The 19,030-nt window shown below is 65.7% G+C and carries 12 protein-coding genes; 6 read left to right on the top strand and 6 right to left on the bottom strand.

Features of this window, described 5'->3' with window-relative positions; translation table 11 throughout:
* Positions 1-32: 32 nt before the first annotated feature.
* Positions 33-860 (bottom strand): 2,3,4,5-tetrahydropyridine-2,6-dicarboxylate N-succinyltransferase, encoded by an 828-nt coding sequence (gene dapD / locus ACIGJG_RS09760; RefSeq protein WP_011298055.1) that lies wholly within the window; start codon positions 858-860, stop codon positions 33-35.
* 76 nt (positions 861-936) lie between these two features.
* On the bottom strand, positions 937-2,136 hold the full coding sequence (dapC, locus tag ACIGJG_RS09755) for a succinyldiaminopimelate transaminase (RefSeq protein WP_483672276.1): 1,200 nt from the start codon (positions 2,134-2,136) through the stop codon (positions 937-939).
* A 177-nt stretch (positions 2,137-2,313) separates the two neighbouring features.
* On the opposite strand from dapC, the gene ACIGJG_RS09750 reads away from it, so the two are divergent.
* Complete coding sequence (locus ACIGJG_RS09750; RefSeq protein WP_140949516.1) at positions 2,314-3,279, top strand: DMT family transporter; 966 nt, start codon at positions 2,314-2,316, stop codon at positions 3,277-3,279.
* Between the two features lie 11 nt (positions 3,280-3,290).
* Here ACIGJG_RS09750 and ACIGJG_RS09745 read toward each other — a convergent pair whose 3' ends face one another.
* Entirely contained in the window at positions 3,291-4,118 is an 828-nt protein-coding gene (locus tag ACIGJG_RS09745; protein ID WP_011298052.1) for a ferritin-like domain-containing protein, read from the bottom strand.
* A gap of 409 nt (positions 4,119-4,527) precedes the next feature.
* Between ACIGJG_RS09745 and smc the strand changes: the two genes are divergently transcribed.
* Genes smc through def form a run of 4 tightly spaced genes read left to right on the top strand, consistent with a single transcriptional unit; the run spans position 4,528 to position 12,046 of the window.
* Positions 4,528-8,043: a chromosome segregation protein SMC gene (gene smc / locus ACIGJG_RS09740; RefSeq protein WP_011298051.1), complete on the top strand. Its 3,516-nt coding sequence runs from the start codon at positions 4,528-4,530 to the stop codon at positions 8,041-8,043.
* The gene (locus tag ACIGJG_RS09735; RefSeq protein WP_011298050.1) at positions 8,040-9,368 is read left to right on the top strand and encodes a cell division protein ZipA C-terminal FtsZ-binding domain-containing protein; all 1,329 of its coding nucleotides are present in this window, start codon (positions 8,040-8,042) and stop codon (positions 9,366-9,368) included. The genes smc and ACIGJG_RS09735 overlap by 4 nt, the downstream gene beginning before the upstream one ends.
* A 12-nt stretch (positions 9,369-9,380) precedes the next feature.
* A complete protein-coding gene (gene ligA / locus ACIGJG_RS09730) occupies positions 9,381-11,516 on the top strand; it encodes an NAD-dependent DNA ligase LigA (protein ID WP_011298049.1) in 2,136 nt (711 codons plus the stop codon).
* A complete protein-coding gene (def, locus tag ACIGJG_RS09725) occupies positions 11,513-12,046 on the top strand; it encodes a peptide deformylase (protein WP_483672275.1) in 534 nt (177 codons plus the stop codon). The genes ligA and def overlap by 4 nt, the downstream gene beginning before the upstream one ends.
* 97 nt (positions 12,047-12,143) lie before the next feature.
* Here the strand turns inward: def and ACIGJG_RS09720 are convergent, their stop codons facing one another.
* The 3 genes from ACIGJG_RS09720 to map form a co-directional block, all read right to left on the bottom strand.
* Positions 12,144-14,228, bottom strand: a complete 2,085-nt coding sequence (locus ACIGJG_RS09720) for a pseudouridine synthase (protein ID WP_011298047.1) — start codon at positions 14,226-14,228, stop codon at positions 12,144-12,146.
* Positions 14,229-14,251: 23 nt separating this feature from the next.
* Positions 14,252-16,834: a [protein-PII] uridylyltransferase gene (locus ACIGJG_RS09715; protein WP_041679625.1), complete on the bottom strand. Its 2,583-nt coding sequence runs from the start codon at positions 16,832-16,834 to the stop codon at positions 14,252-14,254.
* 77 nt (positions 16,835-16,911) lie between these two features.
* Positions 16,912-17,730 (bottom strand): type I methionyl aminopeptidase, encoded by an 819-nt coding sequence (gene map, locus ACIGJG_RS09710; RefSeq protein WP_011298045.1) that lies wholly within the window; start codon positions 17,728-17,730, stop codon positions 16,912-16,914.
* A 344-nt stretch (positions 17,731-18,074) separates the two neighbouring features.
* Here map and rpsB point away from each other — a divergent pair, with 344 nt between their 5' ends.
* Positions 18,075-18,818: a 30S ribosomal protein S2 gene (gene rpsB, locus ACIGJG_RS09705; protein WP_011298044.1), complete on the top strand. Its 744-nt coding sequence runs from the start codon at positions 18,075-18,077 to the stop codon at positions 18,816-18,818.
* The last annotated feature ends 212 nt before the right edge of the window (positions 18,819-19,030 follow it).

The following is a 19,030-nucleotide window of genomic DNA, read 5'->3' as shown; positions in this document are numbered from 1 at the left end:
GCAGAGCGTCAGGCCGGGCCGGCCGCGGACGATCAGTCGCCGCGCAGCAGGTCGTTCAGGCTGGTCTTGGCGCGGGTCTGCGCGTCGACCTTCTTGACGATCACGGCGCAGTACAGGCTGTACTTGCCATCCTTGGACGGCAGGTTGCCCGCGACCACAACCGAGCCGGCCGGCACGCGGCCATAGTGGATCTCGCCGGTTTCGCGGTCGTAGATCTTGGTCGACTGGCCCAGGTACACGCCCATCGAGATGACCGAGTTCTCTTCGACGATCACGCCTTCCACGACTTCCGAACGTGCGCCGATGAAGCAGTTGTCTTCGATGATGACCGGGTTGGCCTGCAGCGGCTCCAGCACGCCGCCGATGCCCACGCCGCCCGACAGGTGGACGTTCTTGCCGATCTGCGCGCACGAACCGACGGTGGCCCAGGTGTCGACCATGGTGCCTTCATCGACGTAGGCGCCGATGTTCACGTACGACGGCATCAGCACGGCGTTCTTGGCGATGAACGAACCGCGGCGTGCCACAGCGGGCGGCACCACGCGGAAGCCGGCCTTGGCGAAGTCGTCGCCGCTCCAGTTGGCGAACTTGGTCGGCACCTTGTCGTAGAACTGGGCGAAGCCGCCTGCGCTCATGGGCGCGTTGTCTTCCAGGCGGAACGACAGCAGCACGGCCTTCTTGACCCACTGGTTGACGATCCAGTCCTTGCCTTGCTTTTCGGCCACGCGCAGCGTGCCGGCGTCGAGCTGGCCGATGACGTTGGCGACAGCCTCGCGGATATCGGCGGGGGCGGACTTCGGCGACAGGCTGGTGCGGTCTTCCCAGGCCTGGTCGATCAGGGCTTGCAGAGCTTGCGTCATTTGCGTTTCTTCAGTGGTTGTTTGGAGAAGGCGCGGCGGTCGGGCCGCGCCACGGGAGTTCGTTCGATCCGATGGATCAGCCCAGCGACTTGCAGAATTCCACAATGCGCCGCGCGCCTTCCAGGCATTCCTCCGGCGTGGCGACCAGTGCCATGCGCACACGGTTGGCGCCCGGGTTGATGCCATCGGCTTCGCGCGCCAGGTAGCTGCCCGGCAGCACGGTGACGTTCTGCGCCGCCAGCAGCTGCGCGGCGAACTCGACATCATTCAGGCCCGTGCGCGAAACATCGGCCCACAGGTAGAAACCGGCATCGGGCAGCGCCACGTCCAGCACCTCGGCCAGCATCGGCGTCACTTCGCTGAACTTGCGCACGTAGGCGGCGCGGTTCTCGCGCACGTGGGCTTCGTCGTTCCAGGCCGCAGTGCTGGCGGTCTGCACGGCCGGGTTCATCGCGCCGCCGTGGTAGGTACGGTATAGCAGGAATTTCTTGAGCAGCGCGGCATCGCCGGCGACGAAGCCGGAGCGCAGGCCCGGGACGTTGGAGCGCTTGGACAGGCTCGAGAACATCACCAGCCGCTCGAAGCCGCGGCCGAGCTTGTGGGCGGCCTCCAGCGCACCGAGCGGCGCGCGGCTCTCATCGAAGTAGATCTCGGAGTAGCACTCGTCTGAGGCGATTACGAAGCCGTACTTGTCCGAGAGCGCGAACAGTTGCTTCCAGTCTTCCAGCGACAGCACAGCGCCGGTTGGGTTGCCCGGCGAGCAGACGAAGAGGAGCTGGACATTTTTCCAGACATCGTCGGCAATGCGGTCGAACGCCGGGGCGAAGTTGCGCGCCGGGTCGCTGTTCGCGAACACTGGCGTGGCACCCGCCAGCAGCGCGGCACCTTCATAAATTTGATAGAACGGGTTCGGACACAGCACCAGCGCGCCGGAGCGCGTGCCATCGACCACGGTCTGCGCGAAGGCGAACAGCGCTTCGCGCGAGCCCGTCACTGGCAGCACTTCGGTCGCCGCATTGACCTTCGGCAGGCCGTAGCGGCGCTCCAGCCAGGTGGCGATGCACTGTCGTAGTGCATCGGAACCAGCCGTTGTGGGATAATTCGCCAGCCCCGCCAGCGACTCGGCCAGCGCCTTCTTGATGAATTCAGGCGTGGGGTGCTTGGGTTCGCCGATGCCGAAACTGATTGCCGGCTTGTCGGCCGGTTTCACCTCCGCGAACAGCACGCGCAGTTTCTCGAAGGGGTAGGGCTGGAGCAGGTCGAGGCGCGGATTCACGTTCTGGATGGGGCCGGTTGAAACCCAGCATTATAAAGGAACGGCACGGTATCCCGCGCATTGGCGCGGCCCGCGCGGCGCATCTGGTGTGCGGATGCCGGGCATCACTGGTATGTGATGCCCGCGGCGGATGCGTGCGATTTCCCGGGCCTGCGTCCTACGCGTAATTATTTCCAAATGACCAAGAATAATATTGCGGCGAAATATGGCGCCGCCGACCGCCATTCGGTCAAGTCATCGCTTTCCATTTTGATCGGTGCCTCGGTTTGGGGCATCGCATGGTTTCCGTACCGGGTGCTCGCCGGCTGGGGCCTGGGCGGCATGAGTGCGGCCGCGCTAGTGAGTTGTGCTGCAGCCGTCATTTCGTTGCTGGCGTTCCGCAAGCACCTGCGGGGCATGCGTGCGTCCTGGCTGTTCGTGGCCATCGGCCTGGCGGCCGGCGTCACGAATGCGGGCTTTGTCTGGGGCAGCGTGAACGGGCATGTCATGCGCGTGCTGCTGCTGTTCTATCTGACCCCGGTCTGGACTGCGCTGTTTGCGCGGCTGTTCCTCGGCGAGCGGCTGTCGGCGGCTGGCCTGGGGCTGGTTGCGCTGGCGCTGTCGGGTGCCGGACTGATGCTCTGGACGCCCGAGGTCGGCGTGCCGCTCCCGGGCAACGCAGCGGAATGGTCCGGGCTGGTCGGCGGTATGGGCTTTGCCGTTAACAACGTGCTGTCGCGGCGCGCCGGACAGCAGTTTCCCGATATGGATGCGCGACTTCGCACGGTGGTGGTCTACCTCGGCTGCACGGTGGTGGGCGTGCCTTGCGCGCTGCTGCTCGATGCCCAATCGGCGGCGATCGTCCCCGGGGCGGGCGCGGCCGTGGCGGCGCTGGTGGCGGCGCTCGCAGCCGTGCTCGTACTGAGCAATTCGGTGGTCCAGTATGGCCTGCAGCGCCTGCCAGCCAACCGCGTGTCGCTGCTGATGCTCTTCGAGATCGTCGTGGCCGCTGTGTCTTCGTGGTGGCTGGCGACCGAAACGCTGAGCTGGAAGGAGGCCGCGGGCGGCCTTTGCATTGTTGCTGCCGGCGCCCTGTCGGGCCTGGTCCATCGCAGTCGCGTCAAACCGGAAGCCGCGGCAGGCGGCGCCGAAGCGGTCGCCTGAGCCGGCGAGGGTCAGTGCAGCATGACCCGCGATACCACCGCCACCAGCGGCTTGCGCACGGCGCGCTCCACGGTGCTGTGCAGGTGGAGCGGGCGCAGCAGCATCTTCACGGTCATATCGACGGGCAGGTGACGGCGGACCACGGCGCTGACGCGTGAGTTGAGCGCCTTGACTTCGTGTTCGGGGATATCTTCCTGCCCGCGCTCCATGCGCAGTACATTGCGCAGCGCGATGGCGGCATCCTCGTTCTTGATCTCGAGAAGCCGCCGCGCCAGGGCGCCCAGCACCCGGGCGCGCCCGACCTGCTCGGACTCCGCGAAGCGGTTGAAAAAGCGGAAAAAGTGCTTGTAGTGCCGGACCTCGTCGTCGGCGATGCGCCGCGTCAGGCCGCGCAGCACCGGTTCGTCGCTGGCAAGCTCAAGGGCCCGGTAGTAGGCCGCCGTACCGGTTTCCACCACGCAGCGGGCGGCCATTTCGAGCGCCTCGGTCGGTTCGAACTGGTCGATCGAGCAGGTGGCGCTGTATTCCTGGAAGAATCGTTCGTAGCCGCGTTCCCAGTCGAATTCTGGCCAGACATGCTCGACATAGCGTCGCAGTGCCAGCCCATGCTGCAGTTCCTCGGCCTCCCAATGGTCGGCTAGCCATCCGGCGGCCTCGGGCACCCTGGCGTAATAGGAAGCGAGGTTGCCTGCGTAGGTATCGGATCCGCTCTCGATGAACGACGCCGAAACCAGCAGGTAGAACAGGTCGCGGTTATCCCGCACGCGTTCGGACTCGATTGCCCGGAAATCAATTTCGCTGACAGACCACGGCAGAGCTGCCGCTGACGACTGGGTCATGCTCGATCCTCCGCAAGAAAGGCCGTATGCCACGAGGGACGGGCGCCCTGGGGGAGCATTCGGCGTCACGCTGGCATGTCTGAGAGACTAGCATTTACCCTAGTTAGTTTCCCAGTCGTGAAATAACCGCTTGGGAACGCGGTCGCGCGCACATTGCAAAAGTGCTTGCGGAAACGCACGTAAATGGCTGCCGCCAAAGGGAAACCGGGGCGGAAAAATGCCGTGGAACCCACAGCCGGAGCGGCCGGAAGGGCCTTCGGCGATGGTATGATTACCGCCAATTCTCGGGCACGGGGGGCGAGAAGGGACGCTGGCGGCACGCCGCGTCCGGCCGTCCGCGTGCGCCGCTCATTCCTGAACGCTCTAATGCTGCGCGCGCTGCCATCAGCGCCGATACCACACGACAACCGTGCGACTATCTTCGATCAAGCTGGCGGGCTTCAAATCATTCGTCGATCCGACCAATTTCCAGGTGCCCGGTCAACTCGTAGGCATCGTAGGTCCCAACGGCTGCGGTAAATCCAACATCATCGATGCAGTCCGTTGGGTGCTGGGCGAGTCACGTGCGTCCGAGCTGCGTGGCGAATCCATGCAGGACGTCATCTTCAACGGTTCCACGGCCCGCAAGCAAGCGGGGCGGGCCAGTGTCGAACTGGTGTTCGACAATGCCGAAGGCCGTGCCGCCGGGCAGTGGAGCCAATATGCCGAAGTGGCCGTCAAGCGCGTACTGACCCGCGACGGCACCTCGTCCTATTACATCAACAACCAGCCTGTACGGCGCCGAGATATCCAGGACATTTTTCTGGGTACCGGTCTGGGTCCGCGCGCCTACGCCATCATCGGCCAGGGCATGATCTCGCGCATCATCGAGGCCAAGCCCGATGACATGCGGATCTTCCTGGAAGAAGCAGCCGGCGTTTCCAAGTACAAGGAGCGCCGCCGCGAGACCGAAAACCGGCTGTCCGATACGCGCGAGAACCTGACCCGCGTGGAAGACATCCTGCGCGAGCTCGGCGCGAACCTCGAAAAGCTTGAGGGCCAGGCAGAAGTCGCGCAGCGTTTCAAGACGCTGCAGGCCGACGGCGAAGAGAAGCAGCACCTGCTGTGGTTGCTGCGCAAGCGCGAGGCCCAGATCGAGCAGGAGCGGCACCAGCGTGCCATCGAGCAGGCCCAGATCGACCTGGAAGCCCAGACCGCGCAACTGCGCCATGTCGAGGCAGAACTCGAAACCATGCGCGTGGCGCACTACGCGGCGTCCGACGGCATGCACGCCGCGCAAGGCGCGCTGTATGAGGCCAACGCCGAAGTCAGCAAGCTGGAAGCCGAGATCCGCTACGTGGTCGAATCGCGCAACCGCGTGCAGGCGCAGATTGCCGCACTGACGGCGCAGCGCGAGCAGTGGCAGGGCAAATCGGAACAGGCCAGCGACGAACTGGCGCAGGCCGAGGAAAACCTCGCTGTGTCCGAAGGGCGCACTGTGGAAGCGCAGGAAGCGGTGGCCCAGAAGAATGACGAGCTGCCGACGCTCGAGGCGCAGTGGCGTGACGCCCAGCAACTGCTCAACGAGCAGCGTGCCGGCATCATGCAGGCGGAGCAGGCACTCAAGCTCGAAGCCGCGCAGCAGCGCAGCGCAGACCAGATGCTCCAGCAACTGGAACAGCGCCGCGAACGCCTTTCGGGCGAGGAAAAGGGCCTGGATCGACCAGACGAGACGCGCCTCGAGCAGGCTCGTGCGGAACTGGCCGAGCAGGAAGCCGTGCTGGAAGAGGCGCAGGCAACGTTGGCCGATGCCGAAGACAGCGTGCCGCGCCTCGATGGCGAGCGCCGTGCCGCGCAGGAGCGCGTACAGAGCGAAGCCGCCGCGATTGCCGCACTGGAGGCGCGCCTGGCCGCGCTGAAGCAGCTGCAGGAAAACGTGCAGACCGACGGCAAGGTGCAGCCATGGCTGGCCAAGCACGGGCTGGCCGAGCTGCCCCGCCTGTGGAAGAAGGTCCATATCGAGCCGGGCTGGGAAAACGCGCTGGAATCGGTGCTGCGCGAGAAGCTCGCCGCGCTGGAAGTATCAAACCTGGACTGGGTCAAGGCGTTCCTGTCGGATGCACCACCGGCGAAGCTGGCGTTCTATACGCCGCCGCCTGCGGCAAGGCCCGTCGAGGCACCGGCTGGCCTGCGCCCGCTGATGTCGCTCGTGCAGATCACCGAGCCCGGCATCCGCGCGGTGATGCAGGACTGGCTGGCCGATATCTACACCGCTACGGACATGACGCAGGCGCTGGGGGCACGCAACACGCTGCCCGAAGGCGCATCGTTCGTCGTGGCCGAAGGCCATCTGATCGGCCGCAACGCAATCCAGATCTACGCCGCCGATTCCGAGCAAGCCGGCATGCTGGCCCGCGAGCAGGAAATCGAGAACCTGCAGAAGCAGGCGCGCGCGCAGATGCTGCTGTCGGACGAGGCCAAGAGCCAGGCCGTACGTGCCGAAGCCGCCTATACGCAGGCGAGCCAGTCGCTGGCCGACGCGCGTACGCGCGCCGAGCAGGCTACGCGCCGCGTGCATGCCTTGCAGATGGATGTACTGAAGCTGTCGCAGGCGATGGAGCGCTACGCCGCGCGCAGCGGCCAGATTCGCGAGGAACTCGAGGAGATCAACGCGCAGATCGAGGAACAGCGCGCAATCCGCGCCGAATCCGAAGCGAGCTTCGAGCAGCATGACTCGGCGCTGGCCGAGATGCAGGCTACGCACGAAGACCAGCAGATGGCATTCGAGGCGCTCGACAGCAAGCTGTCGTCGGCGCGCCACCAGTTGCGCGACCTCGAACGCGCGGCGCAGGAAGCGGTATTTGCGGAGCGCAACCTGGCCAGCCGCATCGACGAACTGCATCGCAATATCCAGGTGGCGAGCGACCAGGCCGAGCGTATCGTCGAATCGCTCGAGAACGCGCGCGCGGAACTGGAAACGATCAACGAGCAGACGGCTCACACCGGCCTCCAGGATGCGCTCGAACGCCGTGCCGAAAAGGAAGAGAAGCTCGGCGCCGCGCGTATCGAACTCGACGCGCTGTCCGCGCAATTGCGACAGCATGACGAGCAGCGCCTGGCAGCCGAACGCAGCCTGCAGCCGCTGCGAGACCGCATCACGGAGAGCCAGCTCAAGGAACAGGCCGCGCGCCTGAACCAGGAGCAGTTCAGCGAGCAGTTGACGACCGCGCAAGTCGACGAAGTCGCGCTGGCCGAGAAGCTGACGGGGGACCTGAAGCCGTCGTACCTGCAGGGCGAAGTCACGCGCATCAACAACGCCATCAACGCGCTCGGCCCGGTCAACATGGCCGCACTCGACGAGCTGGCGGCGGCGCGCGAACGCAAGACCTTCCTCGACGCGCAATCGGCCGACCTAAACGATGCGATCACCACGCTGGAAGACGCCATCGCCAAGATCGACCAGGAAACCCGCGCGCTGCTGCAAGGCACGTTCGATCAGGTCAACCACCATTTCGGCGAGCTGTTCCCGCAGCTGTTCGGTGGCGGCCAGGCGCGCCTGATCATGACCGGCGAGGAAATCCTCGATGCCGGCGTGCAGGTCATGGCGCAGCCGCCGGGCAAGAAAAACTCAACCATTCATTTGTTGTCGGGCGGCGAAAAGGCGCTGACCGCGATTGCGCTGGTGTTCGCAATGTTCCAGCTCAATCCGGCCCCGTTCTGCCTGCTGGACGAGGTGGACGCCCCGCTCGATGACGCCAATACGGAGCGCTACGCCAATATGGTGGCCCGCATGTCGGACAAGACGCAGTTCGTCTTCATTTCGCACAACAAGATCGCCATGGAAATGGCGCACCAGCTGATCGGCGTGACCATGCAGGAGCAGGGCGTGTCGCGCATCGTGGCGGTGGATATGGATGCGGCAGTCTCGATGGCGGAGGCAGCATGAGCTTCAACATGGACCTACAGACCGCGCTGATCGTTGCGGGTCTCGTTTTCCTTGCGCTGCTGTTTGGCTACAACCAGTGGCAGATCCGCAAGGCGCGCCGCCCGCGCGAACTGCGTCCCGAAGACGACCTGCCGCCGATGCGCGAGCCCGTGGTTGGCCAGTCCACCACGCCTGAAGTGGCTGCCAAGCTGCATGAGCCGCCTGATCAGGAGCACGTCGAGCGGCGTGAGCCGACGCTGACGCCGGCTGCACGCCCGGCGCAGCATGACTTCGCTGCGGCTGCCGCCTCGGCCGCTGCCGGCTCGGCGGACGCTGATGATGTCGTGGCCGAAGAGGTCGCGCTGGCGGGAGTGCCGTCGGAAACAGCCGTTGCGGAGGCGGAACTCGAAGCGGAAGTCGAAGGCGAAGTGGAGACCGAAACCAAGGCAGAAGCCGTGGTGCAGCCCATCAAGAAGCCTCAGCCCGAGCCGGTGGTTCCCGAAGGCCAGCCGATGCCGGCCACGATCGATCCGCTGATCGACTGCATCGTGCCGCTGCACCTGGAGCGCAAGGCGTCCGGCGACCGTATCCTGCCGCTGACCGGCCGGCTGCGCCGCGCTGGCACCAAACAGATCCATATCGAAGGCCTGCGCATGGAAGCCAATGCGTGGGAACCCGTGACGGCCGGCCATCAGTACGAAGACCTGCAGGTGGCGGTGCAGCTCGCCAACCGCAGCGGCCCCCTCAATGCGCTGGAGTTCTCGGAATTCGTGAACGCCGTCGAAGCGCTGGCGGAATCGCTCGATGCTTCGGCCGAACTGCCGGACATGGGCGAGACGGTGGCCAACGCGCGTGAACTCGACGCGTTCGCGGCCAGTAGCGACGTGCAGCTTGGCGTCAACGTGATCTCCGATGGTGCGCCGTGGTCGGCCGCCTACGTGCAGAGCGTGGCGACGCAGGACGGGCTGGTGCTGTCGCGCGACGGGACGCGTTTCATCCGCTACCACGCCAATGCAGAAGGGGTGCAGCGCCCGCTGTTCGCGCTGCAGTTCGGCGACACCAACTTCCTGCGCGATGACCTGACCGTCAAGGGCGGTGGCCAGATCACGCTGCTGCTGGACGTGCCGCAGGCGGACCAGGCCGGCAAGCCGTTCAAGACCGTCTGCGAATACGGCAACTCGCTGGCCCAGCGCATGGGCGCGCAGCTAGTCGACGACAATATGCGGCCGTTGACCGAGGCGTCGTTCGTGGCGATCTTCAACCAGCTCGAGGCCCTCTACCAGAAGCTGGAAACGCGCGGGATGCCGGCCGGTTCGCCGGTGGCGGCACGGTTGTTCAGCGTCTAGCGGGAGCCTGTCATGAACGCAACCCATCGCGGTGCGCAGGCCGATGCCTCCGCGCCGGCTGGCGGCTTGCCGCCCGCAACTGCCGCGGAACGCGTGCAATGGCTGCGCGACGAGCTGGACCGCCACAACTACCAGTATTACGTGCTCGACGCACCGACCATTCCGGATGCCGAGTACGACGCGCTATTCACCGAACTGCAGGCACTCGAAGCCGAGCATCCCGAACTGCTGACGCCCGATTCGCCGACGCAACGCGTGGGCGGCGCGCCGCTGTCGGCCTTTGATACGGTACGCCACCGCGTGCCGATGCTGTCGCTGAACAACGGTTTCTCCGACGAGGACGTCACCGGTTTTGACCGACGCTGCGCGCAAGGACTCGGGCGCAGCGCCGCAGCAGGCGGCGAGCAGGACTTGTTCAGCGCCGCGGAAGGGGTGGAATACGCATGCGAGCTGAAATTCGACGGCCTGGCCATGTCGCTGCGCTACGAAGACGGTCGCCTGGTGCAGGCGGCCACGCGCGGCGACGGTGAAACCGGTGAAGACGTGACCGTCAATGTGCGCACCATCAAGGCGATTCCGCTGAAGCTGCGCGGCGCGGCGCCTGCGGTGCTCGAGGTGCGCGGCGAAGTCTTCATGTACCGCCGGGATTTCGACAAGCTCAATGCGCGCCAGGCCGAGGCCGGCGATAAGACGTTCGTCAATCCGCGCAATGCCGCGGCCGGCAGCCTGCGGCAGCTGGATCCGCGCATTACCGCGAAGCGTCCGCTTTCGTTCTTCGCATATGGCCTCGGTGAGTTGCAGGGCATCGAACGTCCGGCTACTCACAGCGCGATGCTCGATGGCTTTGCGACCATGGGCCTGCCCGTCTGCAACGAGCGCGCGGTGGTGAAAGGCGCACAAGGCCTGCTCGATTTCTACCGCAAGGTGGGCGAGAAGCGCGACCAGTTGCCGTATGACATCGATGGCGTGGTCTACAAGGTCAACGCGCTGGCCGAGCAGGAACAGCTTGGCTTCGTGTCGCGCGCGCCGCGCTTCGCGCTCGCGCACAAGTTCCCGGCGCAGGAGATGACCACCATCGTCGAGGACATCGAAGTGCAGGTCGGCCGCACCGGTGCCATTACGCCTGTCGCGCGCCTGCAGCCGGTGTTCGTCGGTGGTGTGACGGTGACCAATGCCACCCTGCACAACGAGGACGAGGTGCGCCGCAAGGACGTGCATATCGGCGACACCGTGATCGTACGCCGCGCCGGCGATGTGATTCCGGAGGTCGTCGCCGTGGTGCTGGAGCGCCGCCCCGACGATGCGCGCGCGTTCGTGATGCCGACTGCCTGCCCGGTATGCGGCTCGCACATCGAGCGCCTGGAAGACGAGGCCATCGCGCGCTGCACGGGCGGCCTGATCTGTGCGGCGCAGCGCAAGCAGGCGCTGCTGCATTTCGCGCAGCGTCGCGCCATGGATATCGAAGGCCTTGGCGACAAGGTCGTCGAGCAGCTGGTCGACCAGGGCATCGTGCGCACGCCGGCGGATCTCTACAAACTGGGTGTGGCCAAGCTTGCCGCATTGGACCGCATGGCGGACAAGTCGGCGGGCAACCTCGTGGCTGCCATTGAAGCCTCGCGCAGCACCACGTTCAACCGGTTCATCTTCTCGCTTGGAATTCGACACGTGGGCGAGGCTACGGCCAAGGACCTGGCCCGCCATTTCGGCAAGCTCGACGGACTGATGGTGGCCGACGAGGCCGCGCTGCTTGAAGTCAACGACGTGGGCCCTGTGGTGGCGCAGTCGATCGTCAATTTCTTCGGCGAGCCGCACAACGTCGAGGTCATCGAGCAGTTGCGCGCGGCAGGCGTACACTGGCCGGAAAGCGAGCCCGTCGCGCGCGCGCCGGCACCACTCGCGGGCAAGACCTTCGTACTGACAGGCACGCTGCCGAGCCTGTCGCGCGAGGCAGCCAAGGAAATGCTGGAGGCCGCGGGCGCCAAGGTCGCAGGCTCTGTATCGAAGAAGACAGACTACGTCGTGGCCGGCGCCGAGGCTGGCAGCAAGCTCGACAAGGCCGAGGCGCTGGGTGTACCGGTGCTCGACGAGGCAGGAATGCTGGCGCTGCTGGAATCGGTCGGCGCGGGCCAACCGGGGGAGCAGTCATGATCCGCGAGATTCTCAAGATGGGCGACGCGCGCCAGCTGCAGCAGGCGCGGCCGGTGGAGCGCTTCAATACGCCTGAACTGCGCACGCTGATCGAAGACATGTTCGACACCATGGACCACGCCAACGGCGCGGGGCTGGCGGCGCCGCAGATCGGTGTGGACCTGCAGGTGGTGATCTTCGGCTTCGACCGGAACCCGCGCTATCCCGATGCGCCGAAGGTGCCGAAGACGGTGCTGATCAACCCGATGCTCGAAATGCTGTCCGACGATCTGGAGGATGGTTGGGAAGGCTGCCTGTCGGTGCCCGGCCTGCGCGGCGTGGTGCCGCGCCATACGCGCCTGAGATACAGCGGCTACGACCTGATGGGCGGCAGCATCGACCGCGTCGCCGAAGGCTTCCATGCGCGCGTGGTGCAGCATGAGTGCGACCACCTGCAAGGCATCCTGTATCCCATGCGGGTGCGCGACTTTACGCGCTTCGGTTTTACCGAGGTATTGTTTCCGGAATTGCCGCCGAACAGCGACGACTGAAGCGCGGCATGGACACAAAAGAAACGGGGCGCCAACTGGCGCCCCGTTTCTTTTGCGACCTCGCCGGCGACGTGCGCCGGCGATGCGATGCCGATTCTCAGAACTTCTCGAACGGACCCAGGAAGCGCCACTGCCCCGGCGGCAGGTCACCCAGCACGATGCGGCCCATGCGCACGCGCTTGAGGCCAACCACCTCCAGGCCAACCTGTTCGCACATGCGGCGGATCTGGCGCTTGCGGCCTTCGCGCAGCACGAACCGCAGTTGCTCCTCGTTCTGCCAGCTCACCTTGGCCGGCTTCAGGACCACGCCGTCGAGCGATAGGCCATGGCGCAGCAGTTCGAGCTTGTCAGCAGGGAAGACCTCGCTGACATTACGCTCGACCACGCCGTCCGGCGAGTGCCACTGCACGCGCACCAGGTATTCCTTCTCGACGTTGGAGTCTTCGCCGATCAGGGCGCGCGCCACGCGGCCATCCTGCGTCAGCACAAGCAGGCCGGTGGAGTCGATATCGAGACGGCCGGCAGGCGCCAGGCTCTTGCGCTGCCACGGCGCGAAGCGCTTGCGCGTGGGGTCTTCCGACCACTGGTTCTCCGCCGTGAACAGCACGGCCGCGGGCTCGTAGCCGTCTTCGGCCTGGCCGGAGACATAGCCCATGGGCTTGTGCAGCAGTACCGTGACACGCTCGCCTTGTTCGGAACGCGCGGCCTGGTGGATCTCGATATTCGCATCGGCACGCACGCGCGAGCCGAGTTCGGTCACGGGCTTGCCGTCGACGATTACCCAGCCGCGCGGAATCCATTCATCGGCTTCGCGACGCGAGCACAGGCCCAGTTCGGACATGCGCTTGGACAGGCGGATCAGGCCATCGTCGTGGCTGGTCTCAGGGGCGTCGCCGCTGGAATGGGCTGGTTGCCTTTCGGCACGGACCGGGCGCGCGCGGTCGGCGGTGTCGCTGAAGCGTCGGGCCGGTGCATCGCCCCGGCGGGCACCGGCGTCCGGTGCGCGGCGCTGGCGGTCGTCATCGCCGAAACGGCGCGGCCGCGATTCGTCATCGCGGAAGCGGCGCTGCGGTTGTTCGCCACCTTCGGGGCGTCGCGGGCGCTGCGGACGGTTGTCGTCGCTGAAGCGGCGGGGGCGTGCCTCATCGTCGCCGAAACGGCGCGGCCGCGATTCGTCATCGCGGAAGCGGCGCTGCGGCTGTTCGCCACCTTCGGGACGTCGCGGGCGCTGCGGGCGGTTGTCGTCGCTGAAGCGGCGAGGGCGTGCCTCATCGTTGCCGAAACGGCGCGGCCGCGACTCGTCATCGCGGAAGCGGCGCTGCGGCTGTTCGCCACCTTCGGGACGTCGCGGGCGCTGCGGGCGGTTGTCGTCGCTGAAGCGGCGAGGGCGTGCCTCATCGTCGCCGAAACGGCGCGGACGCGACTCGTCATCGCGGAAGCGGGGCTGCGGCTGTTCGCCACCTTCGGGACGTCGCGGGCGCTGCGGGCGGTTGTCGTCGCTGAAGCGGCGAGGGCGTGCCTCATCGTCGCCGAAACGACGCGGACGCGATTCGTCATCGCGGAAGCGGCGCTGCGGTTGTTCGCCACCTTCGGGGCGTCGCGGACGCTGCAGGCGGTTGTCGTCGCTGAAGCGGCGGGGGCGTGCCTCATCGTCACCGAAACGACGCGGCCGCGATTCGTCATCGCGGAAGCGGCGCTGCGGCTGTTCGCCGCCTTCAGGGCGTCGCGGGCGCTGCGGACGGTTGTCGTCGCTGAAGCGGCGCGGCCTTGCTTCATCATCGCCGAACCTGCGCGGAGCGCGGTCGTCATTGCCGAATCGACGGGGGCGGTTGTCATCGTCGCCGAAACGGCGAGGGCGCGACTGGTCGTCATCAAAGCGGCGCGGACGCGCCTGGCGCTCACCATCGGCGGGGCGGCCTTGACGAGGCGGGCGATCGCTGTCGCCGCGCGCAGGCCGCGGAGCGCGGCCGGCTGCCGGGTCGGCCGGAGGCATCCCGCCCTTGCCGGACTTGGCGCCAGCGCCGCCCTGGGCGCGCCGGATCCCTTCGGCCACGGCCTGCACGCGCTTGCGGTTCAGGTCGGAGACGCGCACGGGCCGGTTGCCGGCCGGCTTGCGGGTGGCGGTGCCGTCGGGCGGCTTGATGCCGAGCGTCTTGCGCTTCGGCGAATTGCTGTCGGTCATATCATCAATGCTGCGCGGCCGGATCAGATTTCCAGCGCGGCGAGCAAGTCCTGTTCAAGCTGAATCTGCAATCGGTTGTCGGCGGCAAGACGGCTGCCGTCGACCAGGAACACGTCTTCGACGCGTTCCCCGAGGGTGTTGATGCGCGCCGTATGCACGGACACGCGATGTTTTGCCAGCACGCGCGTGATCGCGTAAAGCAGGCCGGTGCGGTCGTTGGCCGACAGCGACAGCAGGTAATACTGGCCGCGCTCGTCGGGCCGCAGGTCCACGCGCGGCTTGATCGGGAAGCTGCGCGACTGGCGCGACAGGCGGCCCTGGCTCGGTTCGGGCAGCGCAGCCTGTTGCTGCAGGCGGTCGCCGAGTTCATGCTCGACCAGCGCCAGGATATCGCGATAGTTGCCGCCATCGTCGGCCAGGCCCGGGTCGGTGACCTGGAACGTGTCCAGCGCGTAGCCATGGCGCGTCGTGTGGATCTTGGCATCCTGGATCGAGAACGCCTTGCGCTCGAAGTAGCCGCAAATGCGCGCGAAAAGGTCGGGCTGGTCCTTGACGTAGACGGCTACCTGCAGGCCTTCGCCAGCCGGCGAGATGCGTGCCTTGACCACCGGCACCGGGCTGTCAACCTTGTTGAACAGGTGACGGGTCAGCCAGGCGATGTCGCGCGAATCGTGTCGCAGGAAGAAGGCCACGTCGAGTTGTGCCCACAGCGGCTTGCCCAGTTCGGGGTCGAACGCCTTCAGGCGCAGCTGCGAGATGGTTTCTTCCTGGCGCTGCGCCCAGATCGAATGCGGATCGACCCTGGCGCCGCCCAGCACGCGCAGCGTGATGCGGTACAGGTCTTCGAGCAGCTTGCCCTTCCAGGCATTCCAGACCTTGGGGCTGGTGCCGCGGACATCGGCCACGGTCAGCAGGTACAGCGCCGTAAGGTGCCGCTCGTCGCCGACCACGCGCGCGAACGCGTGAACGACGTCAGGATCGGTCAGGTCCTGCTTCTGCGCCACGTGACTCATCGTCAGGTGGTGCTCCACCAGCCAGCAGATCAGGTCGGCGTCCTCGCGCCCGATGCCGTGTTGCTTGCAGAAGCGGCGCGCATCCACGGTGCCCAGCTTCGAGTGGTCGCCGCCGCGGCCTTTGGCGATGTCGTGGAACAGCGCCGCCACTGACAGTACCCAAGGCTTGTCGAAGCTCGCCATGAGCTGGCTGCAGAACGGGAATTCGTGCGTGTGCTCGACGATCGCGAAGCGGCGCATATTGCGCACCACCATCAGGATGTGCTGGTCCACGGTGTAGACGTGGAAGAGATCGTGCTGCATCTGGCCGACGATGCGCCGGAAGTTGATCAGGTAACGCCCCAGCACGCTGGTCTGGTTCATCAGGCGCAGCGCATGGGTGATGCCCTGTGGTTCCTGCAGGATGGCCAGGAACAGGCGGCGGTTTTCCGGGTCGCTGCGCCAGCGCGCATCCATCACGGTACGCGCGTTGTAGAGGCCCCGCAGCGTGCGCGGCGACAGACCCTTGATGCCCGGCGTGCGCTCATAGAGCAGGAAAGTCTCGAGGATCGCGTGCGGGTCGTCTTCATACAGACTGTCGCTCGTGATCTCCAGCATGCCCTGGCGCTCGACAAAGCGCTCGTTGATCACGCGTGTCACCTGCGATTCGCTCGGGAACAGCAGCGCCTCGATATTGAGCAGCAGCACACTGTTGAGCTGGGTCACCGCCTTGGCGGCCCAGAAGTACCGGCGCATGAGCTGCTCGCTGGCGCGCTTGTTGGCGTTCTGCCGATAGCCGAATGATTCCGCCAGTGCGGTCTGCAGGTCGAATACCAGCACGTCCTGCCGACGCCCGGCCACCAGATGCAGTCGCGCGCGGATGGTCTTCAGCAGGCGTTCGTTGCGCGAAAGCTCCTGCGCTTCGCGCTGCGTCAGCAGGCCCCGCTCGAACAATTCTTTCCAGCTGTCGCCGAGGCCGGCAGCCTTGGTCATCCACAGGATCACCTGCAGATCGCGCAGGCCGCCCGGGCTTTCCTTGCAATTCGGCTCGAGCGCGTAAGGCGTGTCCTGGTACTTGGCGTGGCGCTGGCGCATTTCCAGCAGCTTGGCCTGGAAGAACGCGGCCGGGTCGAGATCGGCCTGGTGCTGCGTGCGCAGCGCCTCGAACAGCTTGCGGTTGCCGGTCAGCAGCCGCGCTTCGAGCAGCGAGGTCTGGATCGTGATATCGGCGCGCGCCTCGCGGATGCAATCTTCCACGGTGCGCACTGACGAGCCGATCTCCAGCCCCAGGTCCCAGCACATGCCGATGAACCGTTCGAGCCGGCTCACGGTGTCGGCATCGGGCTCGGCCCGAAGCAACAGCAGCACGTCCACATCGGAGTACGGGAACAGCTCTCCGCGGCCGTAGCCGCCCACCGCCACCAGCGCTGCATCGGCAGGCATGTCGAGCCCGCGCCAGGCCTCGGCGAGCGCGGCATCCACGGCGCGGCGAAGACGCGTAACCAGCGTGCCGACGTGGGACGACAAGTCAAAGTCGGCAAACAGGGCCTGCTTGTCGGCTTTCAACTGGTCGCGAACGCGCGCGGCGAGCAGGAGTTCCGGCGTGGTGTCCATGGGCAGGGCAGGAAGGTTCGTGGGCACGGCTGGAAAAAGAAAGGCGCCTGTCAGGCGCCCCCCAACGATGTTGCGGCTCAGGCCGCGACCGATTCCGTAATGAATGCGGGCGGCGCCGGCGTGCCGGCGGAGACCGTCAGCACCTCGTAGCCGGTTTCGGTCACGAGCACGGTATGTTCCCACTGCGCGGACAGGCTGCGGTCGCGGGTCTTGACCGTCCACTGGTCAGGCATGGTGCGGATGTCGCGCTTGCCGGCGTTGATCATCGGCTCGACCGTGAAGATCATGCCTGCCTTGATCTCGGCGCCCGTACCCGCGCGGCCGTAGTGCAGGATCTGCGGATCTTCATGGAAGTTCTTGCCGATGCCGTGGCCGCAGTACTCGCGCACCACGCTGTAGCCGGCCGCTTCGGCATGCACCTGGATGGCGTGGCCGATGTCGCCGAGGCGCGCGCCATGGCGGACTTGCGCGATGCCCTTCCACATGCACTCGTAAGTCACTTGGGCCAGGCGCTTGGCGAGGATCGAGCCCTCGCCAACGATGAACATGCGGCTGGTGTCGCCGTAGTAGCCTTCCTTGGTGATGACGGTGATATCCAGGTTGATGGCATCGCCGGCCTTGAGCACGCGGTCACCAGGAATGCCGTGGCAGATCACGTCATTGACCGAAGTGCAGATCGCGCCGGGGAAAGGCGGGTAGCCCGGAGGCGCATAATTTAGCGGGGCCGGTACGGTGCCCTGTACGTCACGCATGTAGGCGTGGCACAGCCGGTCGAGTTCGCCGGTCGTCACACCAGGCTTCACGAACGGCGTGATGTAGTCGAGGACTTCCGAGGCAAGGCGGCAAGCCACGCGCATTTGGGCGACGTCTTCGGCGGTATTCAGGTGGATGCTCATGCTGCTTCGCCAGAATAAGTGATGGCGAGGCCACAGGCCGCGCCGGAATCGATAGGGTAATGTGGGATTATCGCACCATCGGCGCCTGATCGCAGCGATCCGCCGTGCAATCGGGGTCAGATGAAACGCGCTGCCCGGCCCACCCGTCGCCGGACAGCACACTTGATGTCCGCTTGAGTGCTGCGCCCATTTATTGCTAGAATAGCGGGCTGACTTGTTTGCGGTGCAGCATTTGCCGCGGCGGGTCAATATATTCTGAACGAAATCGCTAGTCCGCCCATCCGGGGTGTTCCTTTTCAGGAATGTCGGGGCGGACTTCAGACCGAACCCTATTGGAGAATCACATGTCCGTTACCATGCGCGAAATGCTGGAAGCCGGTTGCCACTTCGGCCACCAGACCCGCTTCTGGAACCCGAAGATGGCCCCCTTCATCTTCGGCCATCGCAACAAGATCCACATCATCAACCTCGAAAAGACGTTGCCGATGTTCCAGGACGCACTGAAGTACGTGCGTCAGCTGGCAGCCAATCGCGGCACCATCATGTTCGTGGGTACCAAGCGCCAGTCGCGCGAAATCCTGGCTGAAGAAGCCGGCCGCGCAGGCATGCCCTACGTCGACGCCCGCTGGCTCGGTGGCATGCTGACCAACTTCAAGACGGTCAAGACCTCGATCAAGCGCCTGAAGGACATGGAAGCCGCCAAGGAAGCCGGCGCGCTGGACACCATGAGCAAGAAGGAAGCGCTGATGTTCGAGCGCGAGATGATCAAGCTGGAAAAGTCGATCGGCGGCATCAAGGAAATGGGCGGCATTCCTGACGCCATCTTCGTGGTGGACGTCGGCTACCACAAGATCGCCGTGACCGAAGCCAACAAGCTGGGCATCCCCGTAATCGGTGTGGTTGATACCAACCACTCGCCGGAAGGCATCGATTACGTGATCCCGGGCAACGACGACTCGTCCAAGGCTGTGGCCCTGTACGTGCGCGGCGTGGCTGACGCGATCCTGGAAGGCCGTGCGAACGCCGTGCAGGAAGTCGTTGAAGCCGCCCGCGGCGGTGACGATTTCGTCGAAGTGCAAGAAGGCTGATTGCCGGCCGCCGAGAGGACCCCGATCACGCGCATCGCCACGGAACGATCACAAGGCATCGGCCACCGGACCTGACAAAAGGTGCGGGGCGTTGCGCGGAGCTGGCCAAGGCCGGCCTCGGCAAGTTAAAAGAAAAAAAGGGGGCACATCCGGCGCCCCCTTTTTTTGAATTTGCAGTATCCGAATGATTGTCATCCGCCGCAGGCAAGCTC

This window comes from Cupriavidus sp. C1SS-2L, assembly GCF_057073735.1.
Note: the sequence above shows the minus strand (reverse complement) of the source record. Positions and strands in the feature narration are given on the sequence as shown.